26 protein-coding genes and 1 pseudogene are annotated in these 21,690 nt (G+C 67.9%); 17 read left to right on the top strand and 10 right to left on the bottom strand.

Annotation, left to right across the window (positions count from 1 at the left end; genetic code table 11):
* Positions 1-7: 7 nt before the first annotated feature.
* Both G4G31_RS16170 and G4G31_RS16165 read right to left on the bottom strand, forming a co-directional pair.
* A complete protein-coding gene (locus G4G31_RS16170) occupies positions 8-835 on the bottom strand; it encodes an App1 family protein (protein WP_182988519.1) in 828 nt (275 codons plus the stop codon).
* Entirely contained in the window at positions 832-1,440 is a 609-nt protein-coding gene (locus G4G31_RS16165) for a hypothetical protein (protein ID WP_182988518.1), read from the bottom strand. The genes G4G31_RS16170 and G4G31_RS16165 overlap by 4 nt, the downstream gene beginning before the upstream one ends.
* A gap of 304 nt (positions 1,441-1,744) precedes the next feature.
* On the opposite strand from G4G31_RS16165, the gene G4G31_RS16160 reads away from it, so the two are divergent.
* A complete protein-coding gene (locus G4G31_RS16160) occupies positions 1,745-2,830 on the top strand; it encodes an endonuclease/exonuclease/phosphatase family protein (protein WP_182988517.1) in 1,086 nt (361 codons plus the stop codon).
* 191 nt (positions 2,831-3,021) lie between these two features.
* The gene (locus G4G31_RS16155; protein WP_182988516.1) at positions 3,022-3,237 is read left to right on the top strand and encodes a hypothetical protein; all 216 of its coding nucleotides are present in this window, start codon (positions 3,022-3,024) and stop codon (positions 3,235-3,237) included.
* Between the two features lie 162 nt (positions 3,238-3,399).
* On the opposite strand, the gene G4G31_RS27630 is transcribed toward G4G31_RS16155, so the two are convergent.
* From G4G31_RS27630 to G4G31_RS16145, 3 genes are all read right to left on the bottom strand, one after another.
* Complete coding sequence (locus G4G31_RS27630; RefSeq protein WP_267873620.1) at positions 3,400-3,534, bottom strand: hypothetical protein; 135 nt, start codon at positions 3,532-3,534, stop codon at positions 3,400-3,402.
* Positions 3,535-3,590: 56 nt separating this feature from the next.
* Positions 3,591-4,406 (bottom strand): YdiY family protein, encoded by an 816-nt coding sequence (locus tag G4G31_RS16150; RefSeq protein ID WP_182988515.1) that lies wholly within the window; start codon positions 4,404-4,406, stop codon positions 3,591-3,593.
* A gap of 260 nt (positions 4,407-4,666) precedes the next feature.
* Positions 4,667-5,959, bottom strand: a complete 1,293-nt coding sequence (locus G4G31_RS16145; protein ID WP_182988514.1) for an NCS2 family permease — start codon at positions 5,957-5,959, stop codon at positions 4,667-4,669.
* A gap of 255 nt (positions 5,960-6,214) precedes the next feature.
* On the opposite strand from G4G31_RS16145, the gene G4G31_RS29260 reads away from it, so the two are divergent.
* The 5 genes and pseudogenes from G4G31_RS29260 (at position 6,215) to G4G31_RS16120 (ending at position 11,460) form a co-directional block, all read left to right on the top strand.
* A complete protein-coding gene (locus tag G4G31_RS29260) occupies positions 6,215-6,808 on the top strand; it encodes a hypothetical protein (RefSeq protein ID WP_182988513.1) in 594 nt (197 codons plus the stop codon).
* Positions 6,742-7,488, top strand: a pseudogene (locus tag G4G31_RS29255) (hypothetical protein); the annotation flags it as partial. The gene G4G31_RS29260 and the pseudogene G4G31_RS29255, both read left to right, overlap by 67 nt.
* Positions 7,489-7,792: 304 nt before the next feature.
* Entirely contained in the window at positions 7,793-8,482 is a 690-nt protein-coding gene (locus G4G31_RS16130) for a response regulator (protein ID WP_182988512.1), read from the top strand.
* 97 nt (positions 8,483-8,579) lie between these two features.
* Positions 8,580-9,785, top strand: a complete 1,206-nt coding sequence (locus G4G31_RS16125) for a hypothetical protein (protein WP_182988511.1) — start codon at positions 8,580-8,582, stop codon at positions 9,783-9,785.
* A 481-nt stretch (positions 9,786-10,266) separates the two neighbouring features.
* Positions 10,267-11,460: a glycosyltransferase family 1 protein gene (locus tag G4G31_RS16120; protein ID WP_182988510.1), complete on the top strand. Its 1,194-nt coding sequence runs from the start codon at positions 10,267-10,269 to the stop codon at positions 11,458-11,460.
* A gap of 208 nt (positions 11,461-11,668) precedes the next feature.
* Here the strand turns inward: G4G31_RS16120 and G4G31_RS16115 are convergent, their stop codons facing one another.
* Positions 11,669-12,763 (bottom strand): mechanosensitive ion channel family protein, encoded by a 1,095-nt coding sequence (locus tag G4G31_RS16115; RefSeq protein ID WP_182988509.1) that lies wholly within the window; start codon positions 12,761-12,763, stop codon positions 11,669-11,671.
* A gap of 152 nt (positions 12,764-12,915) precedes the next feature.
* On the opposite strand from G4G31_RS16115, the gene G4G31_RS16110 reads away from it, so the two are divergent.
* The 7 genes from G4G31_RS16110 to G4G31_RS16085 all read left to right on the top strand — a co-directional run bounded on the left by G4G31_RS16110 (position 12,916) and on the right by G4G31_RS16085 (position 18,441).
* On the top strand, positions 12,916-13,494 hold the full coding sequence (locus G4G31_RS16110) for a two-component system response regulator (RefSeq protein WP_182988508.1): 579 nt from the start codon (positions 12,916-12,918) through the stop codon (positions 13,492-13,494).
* On the top strand, positions 13,379-13,852 hold the full coding sequence (locus G4G31_RS29250; RefSeq protein ID WP_374011319.1) for a PAS domain-containing protein: 474 nt from the start codon (positions 13,379-13,381) through the stop codon (positions 13,850-13,852). Before G4G31_RS16110 ends, G4G31_RS29250 begins: the two co-directional genes overlap by 116 nt.
* A complete protein-coding gene (locus G4G31_RS16105; protein ID WP_374011318.1) occupies positions 13,759-15,477 on the top strand; it encodes a PAS domain-containing protein in 1,719 nt (572 codons plus the stop codon). Before G4G31_RS29250 ends, G4G31_RS16105 begins: the two co-directional genes overlap by 94 nt.
* Positions 15,396-16,538, top strand: a complete 1,143-nt coding sequence (locus tag G4G31_RS16100) for a PAS domain-containing sensor histidine kinase (protein ID WP_182988506.1) — start codon at positions 15,396-15,398, stop codon at positions 16,536-16,538. The genes G4G31_RS16105 and G4G31_RS16100 overlap by 82 nt, the downstream gene beginning before the upstream one ends.
* Positions 16,538-16,993, top strand: coding sequence for a response regulator (locus G4G31_RS16095; protein ID WP_182988505.1), 456 nt, complete (start codon positions 16,538-16,540; stop codon positions 16,991-16,993). The genes G4G31_RS16100 and G4G31_RS16095 overlap by 1 nt, the downstream gene beginning before the upstream one ends.
* A 48-nt stretch (positions 16,994-17,041) precedes the next feature.
* Positions 17,042-17,467 carry an NUDIX hydrolase gene (locus G4G31_RS16090; RefSeq protein WP_182988504.1) on the top strand — a complete coding sequence of 142 codons (426 nt, stop codon included), beginning with the start codon at positions 17,042-17,044 and terminating at the stop codon, positions 17,465-17,467.
* A gap of 137 nt (positions 17,468-17,604) precedes the next feature.
* The gene (locus G4G31_RS16085; protein ID WP_182988503.1) at positions 17,605-18,441 is read left to right on the top strand and encodes a phytanoyl-CoA dioxygenase family protein; all 837 of its coding nucleotides are present in this window, start codon (positions 17,605-17,607) and stop codon (positions 18,439-18,441) included.
* A 96-nt stretch (positions 18,442-18,537) separates the two neighbouring features.
* On the opposite strand, the gene G4G31_RS16080 is transcribed toward G4G31_RS16085, so the two are convergent.
* The 4 genes from G4G31_RS16080 to G4G31_RS16065 form a co-directional block, all read right to left on the bottom strand.
* Positions 18,538-18,801, bottom strand: coding sequence for a hypothetical protein (locus tag G4G31_RS16080; protein ID WP_182988502.1), 264 nt, complete (start codon positions 18,799-18,801; stop codon positions 18,538-18,540).
* A 66-nt stretch (positions 18,802-18,867) separates the two neighbouring features.
* Positions 18,868-19,137: a DUF5985 family protein gene (locus G4G31_RS16075; protein ID WP_182988501.1), complete on the bottom strand. Its 270-nt coding sequence runs from the start codon at positions 19,135-19,137 to the stop codon at positions 18,868-18,870.
* 2 nt (positions 19,138-19,139) lie between these two features.
* Positions 19,140-19,397 carry a DUF5985 family protein gene (locus G4G31_RS16070; protein ID WP_182988500.1) on the bottom strand — a complete coding sequence of 86 codons (258 nt, stop codon included), beginning with the start codon at positions 19,395-19,397 and terminating at the stop codon, positions 19,140-19,142.
* Positions 19,398-19,790: a hypothetical protein gene (locus G4G31_RS16065; RefSeq protein ID WP_182988499.1), complete on the bottom strand. Its 393-nt coding sequence runs from the start codon at positions 19,788-19,790 to the stop codon at positions 19,398-19,400.
* Positions 19,791-19,970: 180 nt separating this feature from the next.
* Here G4G31_RS16065 and G4G31_RS16060 point away from each other — a divergent pair, with 180 nt between their 5' ends.
* The 3 genes from G4G31_RS16060 to G4G31_RS16050 all read left to right on the top strand — a co-directional run bounded on the left by G4G31_RS16060 (position 19,971) and on the right by G4G31_RS16050 (position 21,686).
* Positions 19,971-20,753, top strand: coding sequence for a DNA/RNA non-specific endonuclease (locus G4G31_RS16060; protein ID WP_182988498.1), 783 nt, complete (start codon positions 19,971-19,973; stop codon positions 20,751-20,753).
* A 33-nt stretch (positions 20,754-20,786) separates the two neighbouring features.
* Complete coding sequence (locus tag G4G31_RS16055; RefSeq protein WP_182988497.1) at positions 20,787-21,047, top strand: hypothetical protein; 261 nt, start codon at positions 20,787-20,789, stop codon at positions 21,045-21,047.
* Positions 21,048-21,248: 201 nt separating this feature from the next.
* Complete coding sequence (locus G4G31_RS16050) at positions 21,249-21,686, top strand: YsnF/AvaK domain-containing protein (RefSeq protein ID WP_229425041.1); 438 nt, start codon at positions 21,249-21,251, stop codon at positions 21,684-21,686.
* Positions 21,687-21,690: the final 4 nt, after the last annotated feature.

Here is a 21,690-nt window from a genome sequence, read left to right as displayed (position 1 = left end):
CAGGCGCTCAGAGATCGGGAAGGACGCCGTCGTCGTCCTTCTTGCTCGACCGCACCGCAGGCAGGCGGTCGACCTTGATCAGGCCCTCGGCGGCGGCGTGCGAGGCGGCAAACACGCTGTCGGGCGCCAGTACCAGCTGGGTGCCGGTCGTGCTGACTTCGTCGATGAGGCGGTCGAGTGCCTCGATGCGCGCCGGATCCGGGTTGACGTTGCGGATGTAGATCATCCGCACCGATTCCGGGTGGCGGCGCACGACTTCGGCGTAGATCTCGGGGTCCTGCTCGCCGCTGTCGCCGATCAGCACGAACTGCATGTCCGGATAGAAGCTCAGGATCAGCTCGATCTTGTCGAGCTTGTGGCTGCCGTGCTGGGTGAGCTTCAGGACGTCGCGCACGTTCAGCTCGCGCAGCAGCAGCGGGCCCACCGGGATGCCCTGCAGGCGCAGGAAGTCGAGTAGCGGACCGTACAGGTGCCAGGGGCTGCTCGAGACGTAGAACAGTGGATTGCCATCGCTTCCCGACACGCCGCCGTGCAAGGCCCGATAGAAGGCGGCCACCCCTTTGAAGGGTTTGCGCGTGTGCGCATTCGAACGCGCCAGCATCAGTGCCATGTTCAGCTTGTTGGTGACATTGGTCCAGAGCACGGTGTCGTCGATGTCGCTGATGATGCCGTAGCGCGCGCCGGCCTGCGGCACCATCACCTCGGCGCTGGCGGCCACCGGACTGCCGTCCGGGTGGCGCTCGTCCGGCAGGTCCAGTTCCACCGTGTGGATGCCGCCCGCGAGCGGCGCCGGCAAACGCAGGTCGAAGGAAAAATAGCCGCCGGCGTCCGTCACGGTTTCCCGGTCTGCCCGCCGAGATGGACCAGCACCCGTGCGTTCGCCACCTCGTCGGCCTCCAGGCGCCGGTAGAGGGCGACCAGGTTGCTCCAGCCGCTGTCGCTGTCCGTCTGTTCGCGGAAGCTGTGCTCGTCCAGCACCCGTCCCTTGATCCACACCCGCCGGCCGTTGCCGAAGCCGAGGTAGGGCAGCACCATCAGGTTGCGGCCGCTGGCATCGCGCAGGCGGCGCAGGGCCTGGCCGGCGAACATGCGCGCCGAGCGCGCCAGGCGCAGGTAGCGGGGAGGGGTGCTGCGCGCCGTGGATGAGGTGGACGGTGACGCTGCCGCAGCCGGGGAAGGGGGCGCATCAGGCAGCGCGGTGGATGCCGCAGCGGACGGCCGGGCCGATCCCGTGGTGGGCGCCGTACGGGACGCCGTACCGGGCGCCGTACCGGACGCCGTATCGGACGCCGTATCGGAAGATGCCGCGTGTTCGATCCACGCTGCCGGCTCGTCCAATGCCGCCAGCGGCGGCAGGGGCGGCGGCGCCAGGTCCGCGTCGAGTTGCTCGACGCGCGCCCCGGCCGCCTGCAGCGCGGCGATCTCATCGAGGCTGGCCACCCCGGGTTCAGGTAGAGCACGGACCCGGCTGGCGCGAGACGGGACAGCAGGTCGTCGAATCCCTGGCGGGTCAGGATCACGAAAGGCGGGCGGTGGGCCATGAGCGGAGCATCGGGAGTTGTCGGGGTGACCAGTATCGCCCAGCGGCCAAATCGTCAACGCACGCCAGCGCGGGGAGGGCCGGGCCGCCGGGTGCGCACACTCTGGACGCTAGCGCACAGGCCGTTCCGTCAAAAACGGGCATACTGTCGGCATTCCTTGTCAAATTTCCAACACGAAACTGCCTCAGAGGATGTACCCGACCATGCACCTGGCCCTGTTTGCGACCCTGGTAGCCCTGATCCTGATCGCCACCCTGGTGCCCTTTTCGCGCGCCACCCAGTGGTGGATCCGCGACCTCGATTTCCCGCGCCTGCAGATCACGATCGTCGCGCTGGTCGTGCTGGCGGCGCAGCTGCTGGTCGACGACCTCGCCGACCCAGTCTCGCAAGGCCTGATCGCGGTGAATGCGCTCTGCCTGGGCTACCAGGCCTGGTGGATCATTCCCTACACGCGCATCTACCCGCGCGAAGTGAAGGCGGCGCTGGGCGTGAGCGAAGCCGAACGGATCCGCATCCTGACGGCCAACGTGCTCACCCCCAACCGCAATACCGACGGCCTGATCGCCCTCATCCGCGAACACCAGCCGGACGTGTTCGTCACCCTCGAGACCGACGCCTGGTGGCAGGAGCGGCTCGACGTGCTGGAAACCGATTACCCGCATGCGCTGAAATGCCCGCTCGACAACCTGTATGGCATGCACGTGTATTCGCGTCTGCCGCTCGAGGACGCGGCGATCCAGTTCCTGGTCGAGGACGACATTCCCTCGATGCATGCGCTGGCGATCCTGCCGAGCGGACGCAAGGTGCGCATGCATTTCCTGCATCCGGCACCGCCCAGCCCGACCGAGCACGACGAGTCGACCGAGCGCGATGCCGAACTGCTGGTGGTGGCCAAGAGCGTGGCCGAGGTCGACACGCCGGTGATCGTCGCCGGCGACCTGAACGACGTGGCCTGGTCGACCACGACGCGGCTGTTCCGCAAGATCAGCGGCCTGCTCGACCCGCGCATCGGCCGCGGCATGTTCAATACCTTCCACGCCGACCACTGGTTCCTGCGCTGGCCGCTCGACCACCTGTTCCACAGCCGGCATTTCACGCTCTCCTTCATTCGCCGCCTCCCGCACTTCGGTTCCGATCACTTCCCGGTGCTGGTGGAACTGGCCTACGACCGGGTGCGCGGCGCTGCGCAGGAAGGACTGGCGGCGGACGAGGACGACCTGGCGCTGGCCGAGCAGAAGATCGCGGCCGAGCCGGTCGAGGTGGACGATGTGCACGAACCGCAGGCCTGACGCGTTAACGGAATCCGCGGAATCGGCGGATTCGTGCGCCTAACTGTAAAGACAGTTTATTGGCAAGAAGAAAAAATCTATCGTTGTGAAACAACCAGCTCTTCAAGCGCTTACGTCAGACTCTTGAGAAACTACTTTAAGTTGGTAACGGCTGGTGTTACCATATTACAATGTCAAGACGGAGGACGGAGATGACGGAATTCGACAAGAACGATGTGCGCAGGGACCGCGTGATGGCGGCCCGTGTCGACGCCGGGTTGCACATCTGTTCCGAGCACGGACTCCATCCCGCCCTGCAATTTCTGGAACAGGTAGGTGTGCCGCGCCGGGTGGCGCTGCGGGTGTTGTGCTCGCCCGAGCTGTATCGCCAGCGCGAGCGGCGCAAGTCCGCCCGTCCGCCCCACTGACGCCCGGGCTGCCATGCCGCGCGTGTCCTTTGCCGGCACGCGCGACGGCCAGCGGTCCAGCCCGGATTGCCCCCCGAATGTTCGCCGGGATGGTGTCGGCCCGGACGCCAGGCCGCCTTCAGCCGCGCCGGTAGGGTCGGCGGTGGCGTCGGATGGCGCCGTTCATCGGGTTTGGTCAGCACGCGCCGCGCCACGTCGAAGGGGGACGCCCATGCCCGCCAGCGCACGCGCCGGCTCCGGCCGGTGGATGACGGCGTCGATCAGCAGGGCCGTCTTGTAGTCGTTTCGTCGCTCCATGGCGCCATTCTCGCATGCGGGGCCACGGGCCCGGCACGCGCCTGGCGCCATACCACTCAGAACGAATACACCAGCGTGAGCGAGGTCTGGGTATCGGTGTTCTTCTTTTCCGCCGGCACGTTCGTGTCATTGCGGGCGCTGAAGGCGGCCTTCATCTGCATGGTGTCGTTGATCTTGGTCGAGAGGGCCGATTCCGCGATCGAGTGCACGTTCGAGGTACCGCGCTCGACGCTCACCGTCTGCACGAAGGCGGCCGCCTCGCTCACCTGCCAGCGGAAACGCGCGGCGCCACGCACGGTCATGCCGTTCTCGATCTCGCCGTTTTCGCGCTCGCCGCTGAAATAGCCCGGACCGATCTCGACGTCGAGCGCCTTGGTGTCGGTATTGTAGAGCTGGGAACCATGTCCGACGGCAAACGAGGTGTAGCGGGTATAGGCGCCGAAGCGGTCGTTCACGTGCGAGCCGAGGACGAAGGCGCGGCTGCCTTCGTTCATCAGCTTGTAGGCGGCCTTGGCCGACAGGGCCCAGCGCTGGGCCGAGCGCTGTCGCTCGCGCTCGCCCTCGTCGTCGGTGATCTCGTCTTCCTTGAAAAAGCCCGAGACGATGTACTCGTTGCTCCAGTCGGCGGTCTCGTGGCGGGCATCGATCTTGCCGCTGACCGAGGTGCCGGTGGTATTGCCGGAGGTGCTGATCGCGCCCAGTTCGGCCGAGGTGAACCAGCTGCCTTCGGGGATCGTGTCGGGCCGGGTCACGACCAGGGCGCTGTGGATGGTACCGATCTGCGGCAATTCGTCGGCGGCGCCGCCGGAAGCGAAAGCGGTGCCGTGCGCGAGGCCGAACAGGGCCAGCGCGAGGGAAGAGAATGATTTCATAAGCAATCTGTGCGGCTGCGGCCGCGCCGGCTGATGCTGCCGCCGGCTGGCCTGTCGTTCGAGGAAGGAGCGCCGGTGCACGCGTTCGGCGGCAGTGGGGCTCGGGCCAGATTGTATCCCAGAAGCAGCACGGGTGCGCCTCTGGCGCCGGGATAAATCGGCGCACGGGGCGTTCACCCCGCAATTTCTCCCAAGTGCGGCGTGGAAACGACTCAGCCGTTCAGCAAGCCGGCCGTGTTCTTGCCAGAGCGACTTCGCTCTCAGGTACCGATGTGGACGATCTTGAAAACAAACAGGGCGGCGATCACCCACACCACCGGCTTGACCTCGCGCGCGCGGCCGGTGGTGAGCTTCAGTGCGGCGTAGGTGATGAAGCCGAAGGCGATGCCTTCGGCGATCGAGTAGGTGAAGGGGATGACCAGGGCCGTGATCGCGGCCGGGATGCTCTCGGTGGTGTCGCCCCATTCGATGTCGCCCAGGTCGCGCAGCATCAGGCAGGCGACGAATAGCAGCGCCGGCGCGGTGGCGTAGGCCGGCACCACGCCCGCCAGCGGGGCGATGAAGAGGCATGCCGGGAACAGCACGGCCACGGCAAGGGCAGTCAGGCCCGTGCGCCCGCCGGCCTGCACCCCGGCTGCGCTTTCGATGTAGGCGGTGGTGCTCGAGGTACCGAGCGCGGCACCGGCGACGATGGCGCCGGAGTCGGCCAGCAGGGCGCGGTTCAGGCGCTCCATCTTGCCCTCCACCAGCAGCCCGGCGCGGCTGGCCACGCCCATGAGGGTGCCGGTGGCGTCGAACAGTTCGACGAGGAAGAATACCAGCACCACGTTGAGGATGCCGACCGACAGCGCGCCCGGAATGTCCAGTTTGAACAGCGTCGGCGCGATCGACGGGGGCGCGGAAAACACGCCATGGAAGGTGTTCCCGCCGAAGAAGAAGGAGAGCACGGTGACGGCGACGATGCCGATCAGGATGGCGCCGCGCACGCGCAGGCGGTCGAGCGTGACGATCAGCAGGAAACCGGCAATCGCCATGATCGCTTCGGGCTTGTGCAGGTCGCCCGCCTTGACCAGGGTCGGCTCGCTGCCGACCACGATGCCGGCGTTCTTCAGGGCGATGAGGGCCAGGAACATGCCCAGGCCGACGGTAATCGCCGTGCGCAGCGAATGCGGGATGCCGTTGACAATCATGCCGCGCAGGCCCAGCACCGACACCAGGATGAAGAGGCAACCCGAGATGAACACGGCCCCCAGCGCCGCCGGCCAGGCCACGCCCATCCCGAGCACGACGGCATAGGCGAAGTAGGCGTTCAGCCCCATGCCCGGCGCCATCCCGATCGGGTAATTGGCGTACAGGCCCATGACCGCGCTGCCGAGCGCGGCGACCAGGCAGGTGGCGACGAACACGGACTCCTTGGGCATGCCGGCGTCGCCCAGGATCGATGGGTTCACGAAGATGATGTAGGCCATCGTCAGGAAGGTCGTCAGGCCGGCCAGGAGTTCGGTCCGGACGGTGGTGCCGCTGGCGCTGAGTTTGAAATAGTTGTCGAGCATCGGACGGACTTTCGGCAATGGGCAGGTTGGGCGGTGGCGCAGGGCACGGGGCCGGCTGCGCGACCGGCTGGGATGACCGAAGCATAACATCGCGCGCCGCGCATCGTAGCGCCGCTGGGGCAGGGGAACAGGGGCCGGCGCCGATTTTGAACGCTGGCGCCGGAATTCTCAGTCTCTTCTTGCTTTACGATGGCAGATTGGTATCATCGATTTTGCTGGCTGTCATGTCGACGGCCGTCTACCTGTGAGCCCGCGATGCAAATCCGTGCCTACCTGTACTTGATGGCCGCAGCAATCCTCGTCCCGGTGATCCTCTTCGCCGGCTTCACACTGCGCCTGCTCGACGACGGCGACAGCGCCCGTGCCCGCGACGGCCTGGCGCGCAAGGCCGAGCGCATCGCGCTGCTGGTGGACGACGAGCTGTCCGACGCCGGCGCGGCGCTGCGCGTGCTGGCCGCGTCGCCTTCGCTGGCGCGCGGCGACCTGGCCGCCTTCCACCGCGAAGCGGGGCTTGCCGTTGGCGGCGCCTCGAGCTGGGCCATGCTGATCGGCCTCGATGGCGAGGAAATCGTCAACACGCTGGCCCCGCTGGCACGCCCCGGCGCAAGCGCCGGCTCCCACCTACCTGCAGGACGTCCCGCAAAGTACGCGCCCGACCGTCATCGACGTGGTCCCGGGCCGCGTGGCCGGGCGCCTGATCACGGCCGTCGCCCCTGCCTGCCGCATCCGGCGCGCAACGCTACGTCGTCGCGGCCGGCTTCGGCAGCGACCATTTCCGCCGCATGCTGGCGGAGGCCGGCCTGCCGCGCGACTGGCAGATCGACCTGGTCGACCGCGGCGGCAAGCTGATCGCGTCGAGCACGGGCAGCGCTGAGACCATCGGCCAGGATGCCCCGCCGGCGCTGCTGGCCGCCGCTGCCGCGGCCACCGCCGGCGCGGGTGCCCTGCGTTCCGGCGCGCTTGGCCTGCCTATGCGCAGCGGCGCGCGCGCCCTCGCGGGCTTCAGCCGGGCACCGCGCTCGGGCTGGCTGGTGGCCGTCAGCGCGCCGCCTGCGGCGCTGGCTACCGATGTGCCACCGGCACGGCGCGATGCGGCCCTGGCCTTCGTGGCCGCGCTGGCCTGCGCCGCCATCGTTGCCGCCTGGTTCGTGCACAACTACGCTGCCGCCATCGCCCCGGTACGCGAAGCCGTCGGCGCGCTGGGCCGCGGCGAGGCCGTGCCCGTGCGGGCCTCGCGCATCGTCGAGATCGACCGCCTGCTGGCCGCGCTGCGCCAGGCGGGCGGCGAACTGCGCCGCGCCCAGACCTCGCGCGAGAGCGCGGGCAACGAGCGCCAGTCCCTGCTCGAGCGCGAACAGCATGCGCGCCACATGGCCGAGGAGGAAAACCGCGCCAAGGACCAGTTCCCGGCCATGCTCGGGCACGAACTGCGCAACCCGCTCGCGCCCATCGGCACCGCCGCCCAGCTGCTGAAGATGCCCGACGTCGACGGCCACCGGGCGCGCTATGCCGGCGACGTCATCGGCCGCCAGGTCGAGCACATGAACCGGCTGCTGTCGGACATGCTGGACGTCTCGCGCGTCACGCGCGGGCTGGTGACGCTCAGCCTGGAGGACGTCGACCTGCGCGATGTGGTGGAGCGCGCGGTCGAGCAGACCCGCCCGCTGCTGGAAGAACGCCAGCACCGGCTCGAGCTGCGCCTGCCGCCCAATCCGGTGATGGTGCGGGGCGACCAGACCCGCCTCACCCAGGTCGTGGCCAACCTCCTGACCAATTCGGCCAAGTACACGCCGCCGCACGGGGGACATCCAGCTCGACCTGATCAGCGCCGGCATGGAAGCGACGCTGACCGTGGCCGACGACGGCGAAGGCATTACCGCCGAACTGCTGCCGCGCGTGTTCGACCTGTTCTCGCAGGGCGAACGCAAGGCCGACCGCGCCCGGGGCGGGCTCGGCCTCGGGCTGGCCCCGGTGCGCAGCCTGATCCAGCTGCACGGCGGCAGCGTCGAGGCCAGCAGCCCGGGGCGCGGCGCCGGCAGCATCTTCACCGTCAAGCTGCCGCTCAAGCACGAGCTGGCGGCGCTGGCCACGCCGGGCGCCCCGGCCGGCCGCGCCCGGGGCAAGATGCCGACGGCGCTGCGCGTGATGCTGGTGGACGACAACATCGACGCCGCCGTCAGCCTGTCGCTGCTGCTCGAAGCCGCCGGCGACCATCTGGTGTCGACCTACTACGACGCCACCAGCGCGCTCGAATGGGCGGCCTTCGAGCGGCCCGACGTCTTCATCCTCGACATCGGCCTGCCCGACATGAACGGCTACGAACTGGCGCGGCGCCTGCGCGCGATGCCGCAGTTCGCCGCCACGCTGCTGATCGCGCTCACGGGCTATGGCCAGCTGGCCGACAAGGTGCGTGCGCGCGAGGCCGGTTTCGACATCCACATCGCCAAGCCGGCCGAACCGGAAGAGATCCTCAACGCCCTGGCGTCGGTGCGGGTGGTCGCCGAAGCCGAGCGCGCGAGCTAGACGCAGGCAAGCACCCGGGGTGCCGGCGGCCTGCCCCGCGACGCGCCCGGCGGGCAATTTGCTACCATGGCGGCTCCACCATTCAACGAAGCCTGTCATGCCGAAAAACAAGAAGCCCGTGCCGCGCAAGCCGACGCCAGATAACGAACCCGACAGCGACGCGCTGGCCCGTGCACTGGCCGACCTGGCACTCGAGGTTGCCGAAGGCGGGGAGGGCGATCCCGAAACCGCCGCCGCGCGCGAGGAAGAGCTGCTCGTCGCGGTGCGCAAGGCGCTGCGCAAGAAGCGCGACGAAGTGCTGTATGGCGCCATCGAGCTGGCCCGCTTTACCGACCCGCAGGCCTGCCGCCTGCTGCGCGCTCACGTGGGCGAACAGGCGGCCACGCTGCACATCCGCCGCGAAGGCGAGCCCGAACTGGAAATCGACGCCTTCCTGATCCCTCTGTTCGTGCAGAGCACGGGCGGGCTGGTGGCCCAGGAAAACTTCGTCGACGACGAGGCCTACGAGGCCCTCGCAGCCAGCTTCAAGGCGCATGAGCTCGACAGCCCGCAGGCGAAGGTCGCGCTGGTGCGCCATGCCTACGACCTGGCCGAAATCGACCATGTCAGCTACAGCGGCCTGCAGGAACTGCTGCGCGAGGCGGCCGCGGGCCTGTCGAGCAGGAAGCCGCTCGCCGCGCCGCTGCTGGAAGCGAGCATTCGTGGCTGGACCGGCGAACCGGTCGCGCCCGACGAAACGGCGATGGAGCTGCGCTTCCTGCTGGGCTTTTCGCTCAAGAAGGGCGGCGATCCATTTTATGCGGTGCCGAAGGACGAGATCGGCGCCGACGTCTACTTTGCCGACCGCATGCGCCGCTACCGCGCCTGGACCGAACGCGTCGCGCCCCTGGTCAGGCGCTCGCTGGCGGCCGATCCCGAGCGGCTGAGCGTGGACTTCCTCTACCAGGACCTGTTCTTTGGTGCCAAGGAGCAGGGGGTGTCCGAGCTGACGATGCTGGGCACTCTATCCGAAATCAACACCTTGCTGAACGCCAAGGAGCTCGCCGCCGACCGCGTGCGCGCCGTGGTGGCGCCCCAGGATGCCGGCGACCATATCGCGCTGCGTGTGAACCTGTATGCGCTCGACGGCGGACCGCCCTGGGGCGGCGTCGTCAAGGCGACCGACCTGGCGGCCGACCTTGGCGCCGAAGTGGACGAACTCTGCGACGCCCTCGGCACCCTCGGCATTGACGACGTCTACACGGCCGACGGCTTCGACGAGCACGGCCACGCGGAGGGCGCCCAGCCCTATCCGCCAGGCTGAGCCTGCTACCGCAGTGCAGCAAAAATGCTGCCGCCATCCCTGGCGGCGGCGCGCTCGTCCGCCATGCGCACTGCGCAAAGCTGGTTCCAGGCCCACGGTCCTGGTAACACCGGGCAGCTCCCCCACGGCGGGCAAAAACCCTCGGAAGCCGCGCCGGCAGTGCCTCGCACGCGCGCGCACGCTTGGGCATGCCTCCTGTATAGATCAGTTTTCGTAGTGGATTTTCCTGTCTCGATGTAGGACTGAACTGACGAGAGTGGCGGTGCAGCACCAAGCTCTCCTATGGAGGCTGGCGGCGCTCAGCGGAAAAATCCGTTCTCGACATTAATCTTGCCTTGCATAAATGAAAATAATATAAAAATTGCATGTTACGATTGCGGGGTCCGGCTGGAAGAAGGCTGCGTGAAGAGACAAGCGCGACAGTCGCCAGACCCGGGACCCAAGATCAACTAAAGCGCCACAAAGGCGAAAGGAAATCAACATGCCGACCCTGATCGTGTTTTGCCATCTGCGCTGGGATTTCGTATTTCAGCGTCCCCAGCACCTGATGACGCGCCTGGCGGAACACTACAATATTCTCTTCGTCGAGGAACCCGTCTACGAAGAAGGTCAGGCACACCTGAAGAAAACGGCCGTCGCGCCGAACATCACGGTGTGCCGTCCGCATACCGCGATCCATGCACCTGGCTTCCATGACGACCAGCTGCCGGCCCTGCAAGCGCTGCTGGCCGACCTGGTGCCCGAGGGCGAGCGCCCCGTGGTCTGGTTCTACACCCCGATGGCCCTGCCGCTGCTGCAAGGCCTCGACCCGGCACTCGTCGTCTATGACTGCATGGACGAACTGGCCGCCTTCAAGAATCCGCCGAAGCAGCTGCTGCAGCGCGAATCGGCCCTGCTCGGTATCGCCGACCTGGTCTTCACCGGCGGCCCGAGCCTGTACGAAGCGAAGAAAGACCGCCACGCCAACGCCCATTGCTTCTCGAGCAGCGTCGACGCCAAACACTTCCGCCAGGCCCTCGACAGCGCCATTTCGCACCCTGAGCAGCAGAACATCGCCGGTCCGCGCCTGGGCTTCTACGGCGTCATCGACGAGCGCTTCGACACCGAACTGGTGCGCCGCATGGCCGAAGCCCATCCCGAGTGGCAGATCGTGCTGGTCGGCCCGGTCGTGAAGATCGACCCGGCCGAGCTGCCGCGCGCATCGAATGTCCACTACATGGGCCAGCGCAACTACGACGAGCTGCCGAAATTCCTGGCCGGCTGGGATGTCTGCCTGCTGCCGTTCGCCATGAACGACTCGACCAAGTTCATCAGCCCGACCAAGGTGCTGGAATACATGGCTGCCGAGAAGCTCAGCGTCTCCACGCCCATCACCGACGTCAAGGTGCCTTACGGCGACGTGGTGGCCATCGCTTCGACGCCGGAAGAGTTCATCGCCGCCTGCGAGAAGATGCTGGCCGCCAGCGAATCGGAAAAGGCAGCCCTGGTCGAGCGCATGCGCGACGTCGTCGCCAACACCTCGTGGGACAAGACCGCGGGCCGCATGCACGAACTGATCAGCACCACGCCGCCGTCGAACAAGGCGCGTCCAGCGACGACGACCGTCGACACCGAGATCGACGCCGCCGTCGGCGCCGCCGCCCGCGCGCAGGTGCTGCCGGTCCAGGCTGCCTGATCACACGCGGCAACAAGCCCGCCAGGGCGCTTCCTGCGCCCCGAATCCAGCCCGCCCGGCTTGCGCCCGGCGGGCTTTTTTGCGGGCGTGTGCCGTCGATAGATGGTCGGTGGCACGATCCTCGCCCGTGCCAGCACCGGCCCTGGCGGTCGACACATGGCTGGCGGAACCGCCCAGTCCATGGCGGCGAGCGGCAAAGCCGTCCGGATTACCCCCGGTAGGAAGCGGCCGGCGAGGGCGCATACGTCCGCGCCGGCATGGCGGCATCGCCCTCGGTATCGGCCAGGCGCACGATCGACAGCGGGTGCGCGAAGCGGATGCGCTCGCGTTCGAAGCGGCGGTAGATCTCGAGCAGGATGGCCTGCTGGGTGTCCATGTGGGCGATGTAGTCCGGGCTCTGGAAGTGGTACACCACCTCGAAGTCGAGCGACCATTCGCCGTAGTTGAAGAAGTGCGCGCGCTCGAAGGCGACGCTGCCCTGGGACTCGACCACCTCGCGGATCATGACCGGCACGCGCGCCAGCTGGCTCTCGCTGGCACCATAGGCGACGCGCAGGATGAAGGCGACGCGGCGCGATTCCATGCGTTTATGGTTGTGGATGCGGCTTTTCAGCAGGTCGCCGTTCGAGAAGATCACCTGTTCGCCGCCCAGGCCGCGCAGGCGCGTGGTCTTCAGGCCGATGTGCTCGACCGAGCCGAGCACGTCGCCGACGATGATGAAGTCGCCGATCTCGAAGGGCTTGTCGAGCATGATCGACAGCGAGGCGAAGAGGTCGCCGAGGATATTCTGCACGGCCAGTGCCACCGCGATGCCGCCGATGCCGAGGCTGGCCACCAGCGCGGTGATATTGAAACCGAAATTATCCAGGACCATCAGGAAGGCGACGACCCACAGGGTCAGGCGCAGCAGGAAGCAGACGATGGTGCGCGAGGCCTTGCGCCCGTCGCCGACCCGGGTATGGTCGCGCCAGGCGCGCAGCAGGGTATCGCCCCAGATGGCCAGCTGCAGGATCAGCGCGACAATGGCGGCGTGCGAGCTGACCGTGCGCTGCCTGGCCGTCAGGTCGAGCGCCATGCCGCCCAGGTGCGCCGACAGCGCCAGCATGATGACGATATAGGTCTTGCGCAGCATCTTGGCGACCAGGTCGTCCGCCATGGTCGCGGTACGCGCGGCCCGCTGCTCCATGCGGTGCAGGATGAATTGCCGCGTCCAGTGCATCGCGACGGTGGAAGCGAGCGTGATCGCGATGGCGATCGCCCAGTGCTCGAGGTCGTTGTTCATGAAACTGATGTCAAAATCCATTACGGCTCCGTCCAGGCTATGGTCACGCGATCCGCTAGTGTGCGGTGCCCGGCCTGGCGAGCGCGCACAATTGACATTCATAAGGGGTAGGCATACATTGCCTTCTTTGCAACCACCCCGCGCCGGTGCGGCGCCCGAGCGACCATCCCTAGATGAATTGCACCGTCCAACCCCGCATCCTGCTCGTGGATGACCAGAGCGCCAACCTGGCGGTGCTGGAAGCGATACTGGCCGGCGTCGGCGCGGTGCTCGTCGCGGTGCGGTCGGGCGAGGCGGCGCTGCGGGAGCTGCTCGAGCATGCGTTCGCCCTGGTCCTGCTGGACGTGCAGATGCCGACACTGGACGGCTTCCAGACGGCCGAACTGATGCGCCAGCATCCGCGTTCGCAAGCCGTGCCGATCATCTTCCTGAGTGCCGGCGACCCCGATGACGCCACGCTCGAGCGCGCCTATGCGCTGGGTGCCGCCGACTACCTGGCCAAGCCCCCAGCATGCGGCGGCGCTGCGCGCCAAGGTAGGGGTTTTCGTCGATCTCTACCGCAAGGACGCCGAACTGGCCGCCGCCAGGCAGGGCTTGGCGGATCCGGGAAGACTGCCGGCGCCGCGCGACGAGCGCCTGCACCTGATCCTCGACAACCTGCGCGACTACGCCTTCATCGGCACCGATGCCGAAGGCCGCATCACCGATTGGGAAGCGGGCGCGCAGAGCATCCTCGGCTGGAGCGCGAATGAGGCCATCGGCCAGCCGTCCGACATGATTTTCCTGCCTGAAGACCGCGCCGCCGGCGTGCCGCGCAGCGAGATGGCGCGCGCGCGAGACCGGCCGCGCGGAGGACCGGCGCTGGCACCTGCGCCGCGACGGCCGCCGCTTTTTCGCCGACGGGGTGACGATCCCGCTGCGCGACGGCGACACGCTGCGCGGCTATGCAAAAAATCGTGCGCGACGCCACCGCCGAGCGCGTGGCCACCGACCGCCTCGCCGTCAGCGAAGAGGCGCTGGGCGCCAGTACCGAACGCTTCGCGCTGCTGCTCGAGTCCTCGGGCGAAGGCATCATCGGGCTCGATGCGCAGGCGCGCTGCACCTTCATGAACGCGTCAGGTGCGGCATTGCTCGGCCATGCGCCGGCCGAGATGGTCGGGCGCGACATTGCGGCGCAGCTGTGCGCTTCCGGCGAGGGCGACAGGCTGGCGCAGGCGGTGCGCACCGGCGCCGCGCTGCGCGAAGACGAGGCACGCTTCCTGCGGCGCGACGGCAGCGCGCTGGCGGTGAGGTTTTCGCTGCATCCGATGGCCGACGGCGCGGGCCCTCCCGGCGCCGTACTGACCTTCGCCGACGACAGCGCGCGCCGCCAGGCCGGCGAGGAACGCGAACGCCTGTATGCCGAACTGCGCGCGGCGCACGAGCGCATGCGCGACATCTTCTATCGTGCGCCCGCCTTCATGGCCGTGATGCGCGGCCCGGAACTGGTGTTCGACATCGCCAACGACCGTTTCGCCACCCTGGTCGGACGCCGGCCGCTGCTGGGACGGGCGCTGCGCACGGCGCTGCCGGAAATGGCCGGCCAGGGCTTTGTCGAGTTGCTCGAAGAGGTCTACCGCAGCGGCGAAGCGCACGAGGGCAGCAATGTGCGCCTGCTGCTCTTGTCCGGCCCGGGCGCGGGCGCATTGCAGACCTACTACGTGGACTTCGTCTACATGGCACTGCGCGAGGCCGACGGCAGCGTGTCGGGAGTGCTGGTGCACGGCGTCGACGTCACCGAGCGCACGCGCGCCAACCTGCTGGCGCTGGGCCAGCGCGGCGCGCTGGAACTGGCGGTCGCGAACGCGCCGCTGGAAGACGTGCTCGACGTGCTGGCGCGCACCGCCGAGGAGTACGCTGGCGGCACCGTGCTGGCCGGGATCCAGTCTGCCGGCGCCGGCGACAGCTTGCGCCACGCCGCCGCTCCCAGCCTGCCTCAGGGGCTGCGCGAGGAGCTCGACGCGCTTGGCATGGCGCCGCTGGGCGCGGCCGGCGGCACCGCGGCCTGGCGCGCCGAAGCGGTCGAGTCGGCCGCGATCGCCACCGATCCGCTGTGGGCGCGCTGCCGCGCCGCCGCGCTGGAAGCCGGCGTCCGCGCCAGCCGCGCGCTGCCCATACTGTCACCCGCAGGTGCCGTGCTGGGCGCCTTTTCCTGGTACTACCGCGAGGGTGCCGCCAGGGACGCGCGCGACGACGCGGCCATGGCGCTGCTGGCGAACACGGCGTCCCTCGTGATCGGCCAGCGCCACGAGGCGGCCGGACGCCAGGCGGCCGAGGAGCACTCGCATGCGATCCTCGAGAGCATGAGCGACGGCTTTCGCGCGCTCGACGCGGGCTGGCGCATCGCCTATGCCAACGGCGCGGCCGAGCGCGTGAGCGGCTATGCCCGCGCCGAACTGCTCGGCGCCGTGTTCTGGGACCTGTTCCCGGAATGGATAGGCAGCGAGCATGAGCGCGCCTGCCGCCGCTGCCGCAGCGAGCGCGTGCCGGCCCGGCTCGAGGCCTGGCTGTCGGCCTGGGGGCGCTGGTACGAGATCAACTGCTTTGCCACCCCGGCGGCGGCATCGCCATTTACCTGCGCGACCAGAGCGAGCGGCGCCAGGCCGAGGAGGAAGTGCGGCGCCTGGCCGCCGTGGCCGAGCAGTCTTCGGACTTCATCGGCATCTTCGCCGGCGACGGCAGCGGCGTCTACCTGAACCTGGCGGGGCGCGCCATGGCCGGCCTCGGCCCCGGGGCCGACATCCGCGGCGCGCGCCTGCTCGACTTCGTCGCCGAAAGCTGCCGCGCTTTCGTCCGGGCCGAAGTCTTGCCTTCACTGTCCGGCCCGCAGGGCAAGTGGGAGGGCGAGCTGCAGTTCGCAGCGCGTGGCAGCGGCGACGGCAGGCCCGTCTACTTCAAGGGCTTCGCCGTCCACGGCGCCGATGGCAGCCATCTGGGCCTGGCGACGATCACGCGCGACATCACCGAACAGAAGCGCGCCGAGGACGAACTGCGCCGCATCGCCTCCGACCTGTCCGAGGCCGACCACCGCAAGAGCGAGTTTCTGGCGACGCTGGCGCACGAATTGCGCAACCCGCTGGCGCCGATCCGCACGGGTCTCGACCTGATGCGCATGGCGCCGGGCGACCCGGCCACGGCGGCGCGCGTGCACGAGATGATGGACCGCCAGTTGGGCCACCTGATCCACCTGGTGGATGATTTGCTCGACATCGCCCGCATCACGCGCGGGCGCATCGAGCTGAAAAAGGAGCCGGTCGACCTGCGCCAGGCCGTGCACATGGCGGTCGAGACGAGCACGGCGCTGATCCAGGCAGGCGGCCATGTGCTGGCGGTGGAACTGCCGAGCGAACCGCTGCCGCTCGACGCCGACCTGACCCGGCTGGTGCAGATCCTGTCGAACCTGCTCAACAACGCGGCCAAGTACACGCCCGGCGGCGGGCGCATCCGGCTGGCGGCCTGGCGCGAGGATGAAGCGGCAGTGGTGGCCGTGACCGACAGCGGGATCGGCATCGCGCCGGACGCCATCGGCTCGGTGTTCGACATGTTCACCCGGTGCGCAGCAGCCTGGACCGGGCCCGGGCGGGCTCGGGATCGGGCTCGCTGGTGCGCCGGCTGGTGGAGCTGCACGGCGGGCGGGTGCAGGCCTATAGTGCCGGACGCGGGCGCGGCAGCACTTTCACGGTGCGCCTGCCGCTGCGGCGCGAAGGCGGCGCACCGGGCAGCTCGGGCGAGGCGGTACCCCAGGCGGCGGCACTGATGCGCCCTTTGCGGGTGCTGGTCGTGGACGACAACCTCGACGCTGCCGAGAGCCTGGTCGCCTTGCTCGGCGCGCTGGGGCACCAGACGCGGATGGCCAACGACGGGGTGGCGGGACTGGCGGCGGCGCGCGACGTCAAGCCCGACCTCGCCCTGCTCGACATCGGCCTGCCCGGGATGAACGGCCACGAACTGGCGCGCGCGATCCGCGCCAGCGACGACTTCAAAGGCACCGTGCTCGTCGCCCTGACCGGCTGGGGTGCGGCAAGCGACATGAACCTGTCGCAGCAAGCGGGATTCGACCAGCACCTGACCAAGCCGGTGAGCATGGAGGCACTGGAACAGGCGCTGGCTACGGCGATCGAGGGGAGGGCGCGCGCGCCGCGCATGGGCGGTCACGCCAAACCAACACCGACAAAGGACATGAATGCGGACACCAACGACAAGATCGAATGACGCAGCCGGCCGGGGCGTAGCCGGCGCCGGATGCGGGGGCGGGGCCGCATGAGCAAGCACACCATTTCCTGCGGCACCCTGGTGTGCGATACCCGCGGCCGCCTGTTGCTCTGCCACGTGACGGGTACCGCCGCCTGGGACATCCCGAAGGGGATGCAGGACCCCGGCGAGACACCGTTGGCGTCGGCCATGCGCGAATTGCGCGAGGAGACCGGCGTCGTCTTCGATGCGAACCGCTTCCAGGACCTCGGCGAGTTCGACTACCGCCGCGACAAGCGGCTGCACCTGTTCCGGGTCGAAGCCGGCGAGGAGCTGGGCGACCTGTCGCAGCTCGTCTGTACCAGCTTTTTCCCGCACCACGCCACCGGCTTGCCGACCCCGGAGATGGACGCATTCCGCTGGGCCGCGCGCGATGAACTGAGCCAGTTGTGCTGGCCGCGCATGGGCGCCTTGCTGCTCACGCTGGACTGGTGAGGCCGCGCGATCCCTGTCGGATTGTTTCAACAAGTCAGGATTTGCGGCGGCGTTTTCGCGCCGCCCCCGGTTTTTCGCAGTAACATGGCTGTGCGCCGCGGCGCCATGCCACAGGAAATACGCGAAGGAGAACGAGGATGAGCATTGCAACACCCGCTGCCGACCAGTACGACGTGTCCGCCATCATGGGCGGCCTGTACGGCGACGGCATCATTGCCTGCAAGGGCGCATTCGAGCGCGCCTGGGTCGAGCGCCTGGGGGCCGATATCGCCACGCTGTTCGACGAAGCGAAGCGTCAGCCGGGCGGCGTCCTGGAACGCGGACCCAGCCGCTACTACGTGGAAGTGCACCCCGAGCGCATCTCGGGCTTTGCCGACATCATCGCCCATCCCTGGGTGGTGGCGGTGTGCCGCGCCGTGCTCGGCCCCGATTACCGCGTGGTCGAAGCCGGCTTCGACGTGCCCGGCCCGGGCGCGCTGCACCAGCCCCGGCACCGCGATTTCCCCGCACCGGAAGCGACCCTGGTCGGCCGCCGCCTGAACTCCCTCGCCTTCAACATCACCACCGTCGACGTCGAGGAGGACATGGGGCCGTTCGAGATCGCGCCGGGCACCCAATGGGACGACCTGCTTGGGGACGACCCGATGTTCCCGGCCCAGGACAAGTGGGCGCGCTACGACGAGCGCCGCCAGCGCAAGCTGCCGCGCATGGGCGACATTTCCGCGCGCTCGGCCCTCACCATCCACCGCGGCACGGCCAACCGCTCGAACAAGTCGCGCCCGGTGTTCGTGCTCGGCGTCGACGCGCCGGACGCGGGGAACGCCGCCAAGCACGACCTGCAGCTGACCCACGCCTACTACGAGACGCTGGCGCCCGAACTGCGCCGCCACATCACCTGCCGCCTTGTCGAGCGCCTCGAGCCGATCGTGCAGGCCCATACTATCGAGGGACTGCGCATGGGCTTGACGATGTAGCCAGGCAGGGCTCCGAGCGAACCAGACGGGGCGCGCAGGCGTAAAAAAGGGCACCAGCGGTGCCCTTTTCCATTGCGCTGCCCGGTCCGGTGAGTTTCAGGGCGTGCCCTTGTTCTCGTCCTCGGGCTCCGTCTTGACGGTGTCCGGCATCGATTCGGTCACGCTGCCGGGCAGGTCTTCGGGCAGCTGGCCTACCCGGCGGGTGTCGTCGGCCTGCATGTCCAGGTTGACTTCCTCGGCCACCTCGAAGCGGCCATCCTCGGCGCCTTCTTCGCCTGGCAGCAGGTTTTCCGAACGGTTGAATTCGTCGGTCTGGGTCTGCGGTGCCTGTGGCTGGTCGCGCGGGTCGTTTGTCGCCATGCTGTCCTCCGTTCAAGATAATGTCATGACACCATTATCGGCCCTGGCGGCGGGGGCGGGCGCACGCTACCGCCCGTTCTTCTCGCGCGGCAGGTTCTTCTCGAAAATGGCCCACAGGATCAAGCCATAGGCGAGCAGGCGGATCAGGTAGTGCAGGGGCGAATCCTCGCCACCGGCATCGTGCACGGCCGAGTACAGCCGGTGCATGCCTTCGATGAAGAAGGACAGGGCGAAGTACAGGAAGAAGCGGTCGCCGGAATTGCGCCAGAAGCGCAGGAAAAACAGGGCGATGACGAGCGAGCCCATGCAAATCGCGCCGGTGAACAGGTCGGTCATGCTCATTCCTTTTCGTAGATCAGGCCATACAGCAGCAGCGAGATTGCCACCAGCGCACTCACCAGCCGCGCGGGCAGGAAGTCGACGTTCGGGAAAACGATCTTGTCGAGCAGCAGGAACAAATTATTCAAGGTCATCACGGCAAAGCACGAGCCGCTCCAGAACAGCAGGCGGTACCCGGTGCGGCGGTAACTGGCAAAAAGCAGCCAGGCGCAGGCCAGCGAGGTAAGGATGCAAAGAATATAGATGGTTTGCGCCACTTAGGAATCCTTACGCAATTTAAAGGCATCGGCGAATTGCTGCGCCTTGCGGTCGAGGGAAGAGTGGATGAGGATGGTGACTTCGACGAGGTGGCGCGCGTAGAAGTCGGCCAGCGCGTCGATGCGCTCGCGCAGGTCGCTGGTAGCGGGCTGGTACTGGTAGCACCGCTGCGCAGGCTCGGGACAGGGCGCGACCATGCCGGCACGGCACAGGTCCTGCAGCAATGCCTGCGCGCTGCGCTCGCCTACGTAGAGGCGCTGGGCCAGGTTGTCGCCATGCCATTGCTGGGCCGGATTGGCGCGCAGCAGCAGCAGGGCTTCAAGGAAGGGTACGGACGGGATGCTGGTGAGCACGAAACGCCGCAGGTCCTCCGGGAACGGAGCCTTTTCCATTGACGGTATCTATTTCCGGATGGAATGTTATCGAAAGAGCGGCAATTCTAGACGATTCTTTCGGTCAATGCACCCGTCGCTCTCAGCCGTGCGCGGGTATTGACAGGGGCGGCTGCCTTTCTCGCGTCGCTAATGTGTGTCGGCTACAATGCGCGTTTGTCACACACATTCGATCGATACATGTTCCAGAAACTACTTGCCGGGCTTGCCTTCGCCGGTACGCTGCTGGCACCCGCACTGGCCCTGGCCAGCGGCTGCCCCGACCACTATGCCGACGGCCGCGCGCCGGAAATCCGCAACCCGAAACTGGCCGCGGCCACGCGCGAGCTGTGCTACGGCGTATTCAGCGTGATGCATTCGGGCGTGACGCGTACGCCCTTGTGGTCGGCCGAAAATCTGCGCGCCGAAAACGTCGCCTCGGCCCAGGGCCTCAAGCGCGACAACGCCTTCCATCCGGAACCGCGCTTGCCGCGTTCGCAACGCGCCGAGCTCGACGATTACGCGCGCAGCGGCTTCGACCGCGGCCACATGACCCCGAACGGCGACATGCCCGACCGCCAGACCCAGCGCGAAAGCTTCACGCTGGCCAACATGGTGCCCCAGGACGGCGACCATAACCGCCACATCTGGGCGCCGATCGAGGGCGCGGTGCGCAAGATGGCCAAGAAGGAAGGACAGCTGTACGTCATCACCGGGCCGGCCTTCCTCGGCACGAACCTGCGCAAGGTCGGCAAGGTGCTGGTGCCGACCCATCTGTACAAGGTCGTGTACAGCCCGCGCCAGAGGGCGGCGGCCGCCTGGTTTACCGAGAACCGCGCCAACGCCGACATCCAGGTGATTCCGGTGGCCGAGCTCGAACGCATCGTCGGCATCGAGTTCCTGCCTTCGCTGACGCGTGCGCAGAAGGAGCGCATGCTGAACCTGCCGAGGATCCGCCAGAAGAAGTCCTTCCGTTTTTCCTGACCCCGATTCAACCCTGACGCCGAGAGGAAACCCATGCCCACCAAGAAGGCCGGCTTCGTGCCCTTCGCTAACGAAGCCGACGTGCTGCACGTCGGCGACCTGATGCTCGAGAACCGCCTCGACCGCATCACCATCTCCGGCGACGTCGACATCACGCTCGACCAGGCCGGTCTCGCGCATGCGCGCCGCTTGCACGCGATCCTGTCGGCGGTCGTGGAAAAACTCGAGGGACAGGACCTGCCGGCACGGCTTCCTCCGCCCGATATCAAGACCGTCGACAACCCGTTCAACTGAACCCCGCGGCGCCCCTGCGTCGCGACCCGCCTTTGCCAGCGCGCCCTTACTCACGGGCGCCCTTGCGCGCCACCCCTTTCTCCCGCAAGCACGCACTGCCGACTGACCTCAACATTTACAGGGGTCAATGGTGCGGCATGCCCCAACGGTTTGGGGTAACCTGATTTCGTCTCGCGCCAGCAACCGAACGGAGTCGTATTCATGGCAGATAACATGACAGGCAGGCCCCTGGAACCCACAGCACCGGACCCCTTGCGGATCCCCGTCGCCGCGGAGGAGCTTGCCATCGGCACCCGTACGGTGGACACGGGGCGCGGCGTGCGGATCCACAAAACCGTGGTCGAACAGCCGGTCACCATCGACGAAGCCCTCGGGCACGACGAGGTGGAAGTCCGGCATGTCGCGGTCGATCGGATCGTCGCGCCCGACGAGGTACCCACCACCCGCCAGGAGGGGGACACGCTGGTCGTGCCGATCCTCGAGGAAGTGCTGGTGGTGGAGCGCCGCGTGCGCATCAAGGAAGAGCTCCACATCACCCGGACACGCCGCGAGGAACGGCACCAGCAGGAAGTCGTCCTCAAGGCAGAGCAGGTCAATGTCGAACGTTTCGACGATTCCGGGCCCCCGCCAACGAAGTAACCAA

This window comes from Massilia sp. Se16.2.3 (assembly GCF_014171595.1).
In the GTDB taxonomy this organism is placed as follows: domain Bacteria; phylum Pseudomonadota; class Gammaproteobacteria; order Burkholderiales; family Burkholderiaceae_D; genus Telluria.
The sequence above is the reverse complement of the archived record's forward strand: the minus strand, read 5'-3'. Positions and strand labels throughout refer to the sequence as shown.

What these genes read in the sequence shown, in the direction of transcription:
- G4G31_RS16120 (WP_182988510.1), top strand. Translation starts at nt 10,267, where the DNA reads ATGCCGACCCTGATCGTGTTTTGCCATCTGCGCTGGGATTTCGTATTT.
- G4G31_RS16075 (WP_182988501.1), bottom strand. Translation starts at nt 19,137, where the DNA reads ATGACCGACCTGTTCACCGGCGCGATTTGCATGGGCTCGCTCGTCATC.
- G4G31_RS16090 (WP_182988504.1), top strand. Translation starts at nt 17,042, where the DNA reads ATGAGCAAGCACACCATTTCCTGCGGCACCCTGGTGTGCGATACCCGC.
- G4G31_RS16150 (WP_182988515.1), bottom strand. Translation starts at nt 4,406, where the DNA reads ATGAAATCATTCTCTTCCCTCGCGCTGGCCCTGTTCGGCCTCGCGCAC.
- G4G31_RS16130 (WP_182988512.1), top strand. Translation starts at nt 7,793, where the DNA reads ATGGAAGCGACGCTGACCGTGGCCGACGACGGCGAAGGCATTACCGCC.
- G4G31_RS16155 (WP_182988516.1), top strand. Translation starts at nt 3,022, where the DNA reads ATGACGGAATTCGACAAGAACGATGTGCGCAGGGACCGCGTGATGGCG.
- G4G31_RS16095 (WP_182988505.1), top strand. Translation starts at nt 16,538, where the DNA reads ATGCGCCCTTTGCGGGTGCTGGTCGTGGACGACAACCTCGACGCTGCC.
- G4G31_RS16145 (WP_182988514.1), bottom strand. Translation starts at nt 5,959, where the DNA reads ATGCTCGACAACTATTTCAAACTCAGCGCCAGCGGCACCACCGTCCGG.
- G4G31_RS16065 (WP_182988499.1), bottom strand. Translation starts at nt 19,790, where the DNA reads ATGGAAAAGGCTCCGTTCCCGGAGGACCTGCGGCGTTTCGTGCTCACC.
- G4G31_RS29260 (WP_182988513.1), top strand. Translation starts at nt 6,215, where the DNA reads ATGCAAATCCGTGCCTACCTGTACTTGATGGCCGCAGCAATCCTCGTC.
- G4G31_RS16080 (WP_182988502.1), bottom strand. Translation starts at nt 18,801, where the DNA reads ATGGCGACAAACGACCCGCGCGACCAGCCACAGGCACCGCAGACCCAG.
- G4G31_RS16125 (WP_182988511.1), top strand. Translation starts at nt 8,580, where the DNA reads ATGCCGAAAAACAAGAAGCCCGTGCCGCGCAAGCCGACGCCAGATAAC.
- G4G31_RS16110 (WP_182988508.1), top strand. Translation starts at nt 12,916, where the DNA reads ATGAATTGCACCGTCCAACCCCGCATCCTGCTCGTGGATGACCAGAGC.
- G4G31_RS16050 (WP_229425041.1), top strand. Translation starts at nt 21,249, where the DNA reads ATGGCAGATAACATGACAGGCAGGCCCCTGGAACCCACAGCACCGGAC.
- G4G31_RS27630 (WP_267873620.1), bottom strand. Translation starts at nt 3,534, where the DNA reads ATGGAGCGACGAAACGACTACAAGACGGCCCTGCTGATCGACGCCGTC.
- G4G31_RS16160 (WP_182988517.1), top strand. Translation starts at nt 1,745, where the DNA reads ATGCACCTGGCCCTGTTTGCGACCCTGGTAGCCCTGATCCTGATCGCC.
- G4G31_RS16055 (WP_182988497.1), top strand. Translation starts at nt 20,787, where the DNA reads ATGCCCACCAAGAAGGCCGGCTTCGTGCCCTTCGCTAACGAAGCCGAC.
- G4G31_RS16115 (WP_182988509.1), bottom strand. Translation starts at nt 12,763, where the DNA reads ATGGATTTTGACATCAGTTTCATGAACAACGACCTCGAGCACTGGGCG.
- G4G31_RS16085 (WP_182988503.1), top strand. Translation starts at nt 17,605, where the DNA reads ATGAGCATTGCAACACCCGCTGCCGACCAGTACGACGTGTCCGCCATC.
- G4G31_RS16060 (WP_182988498.1), top strand. Translation starts at nt 19,971, where the DNA reads ATGTTCCAGAAACTACTTGCCGGGCTTGCCTTCGCCGGTACGCTGCTG.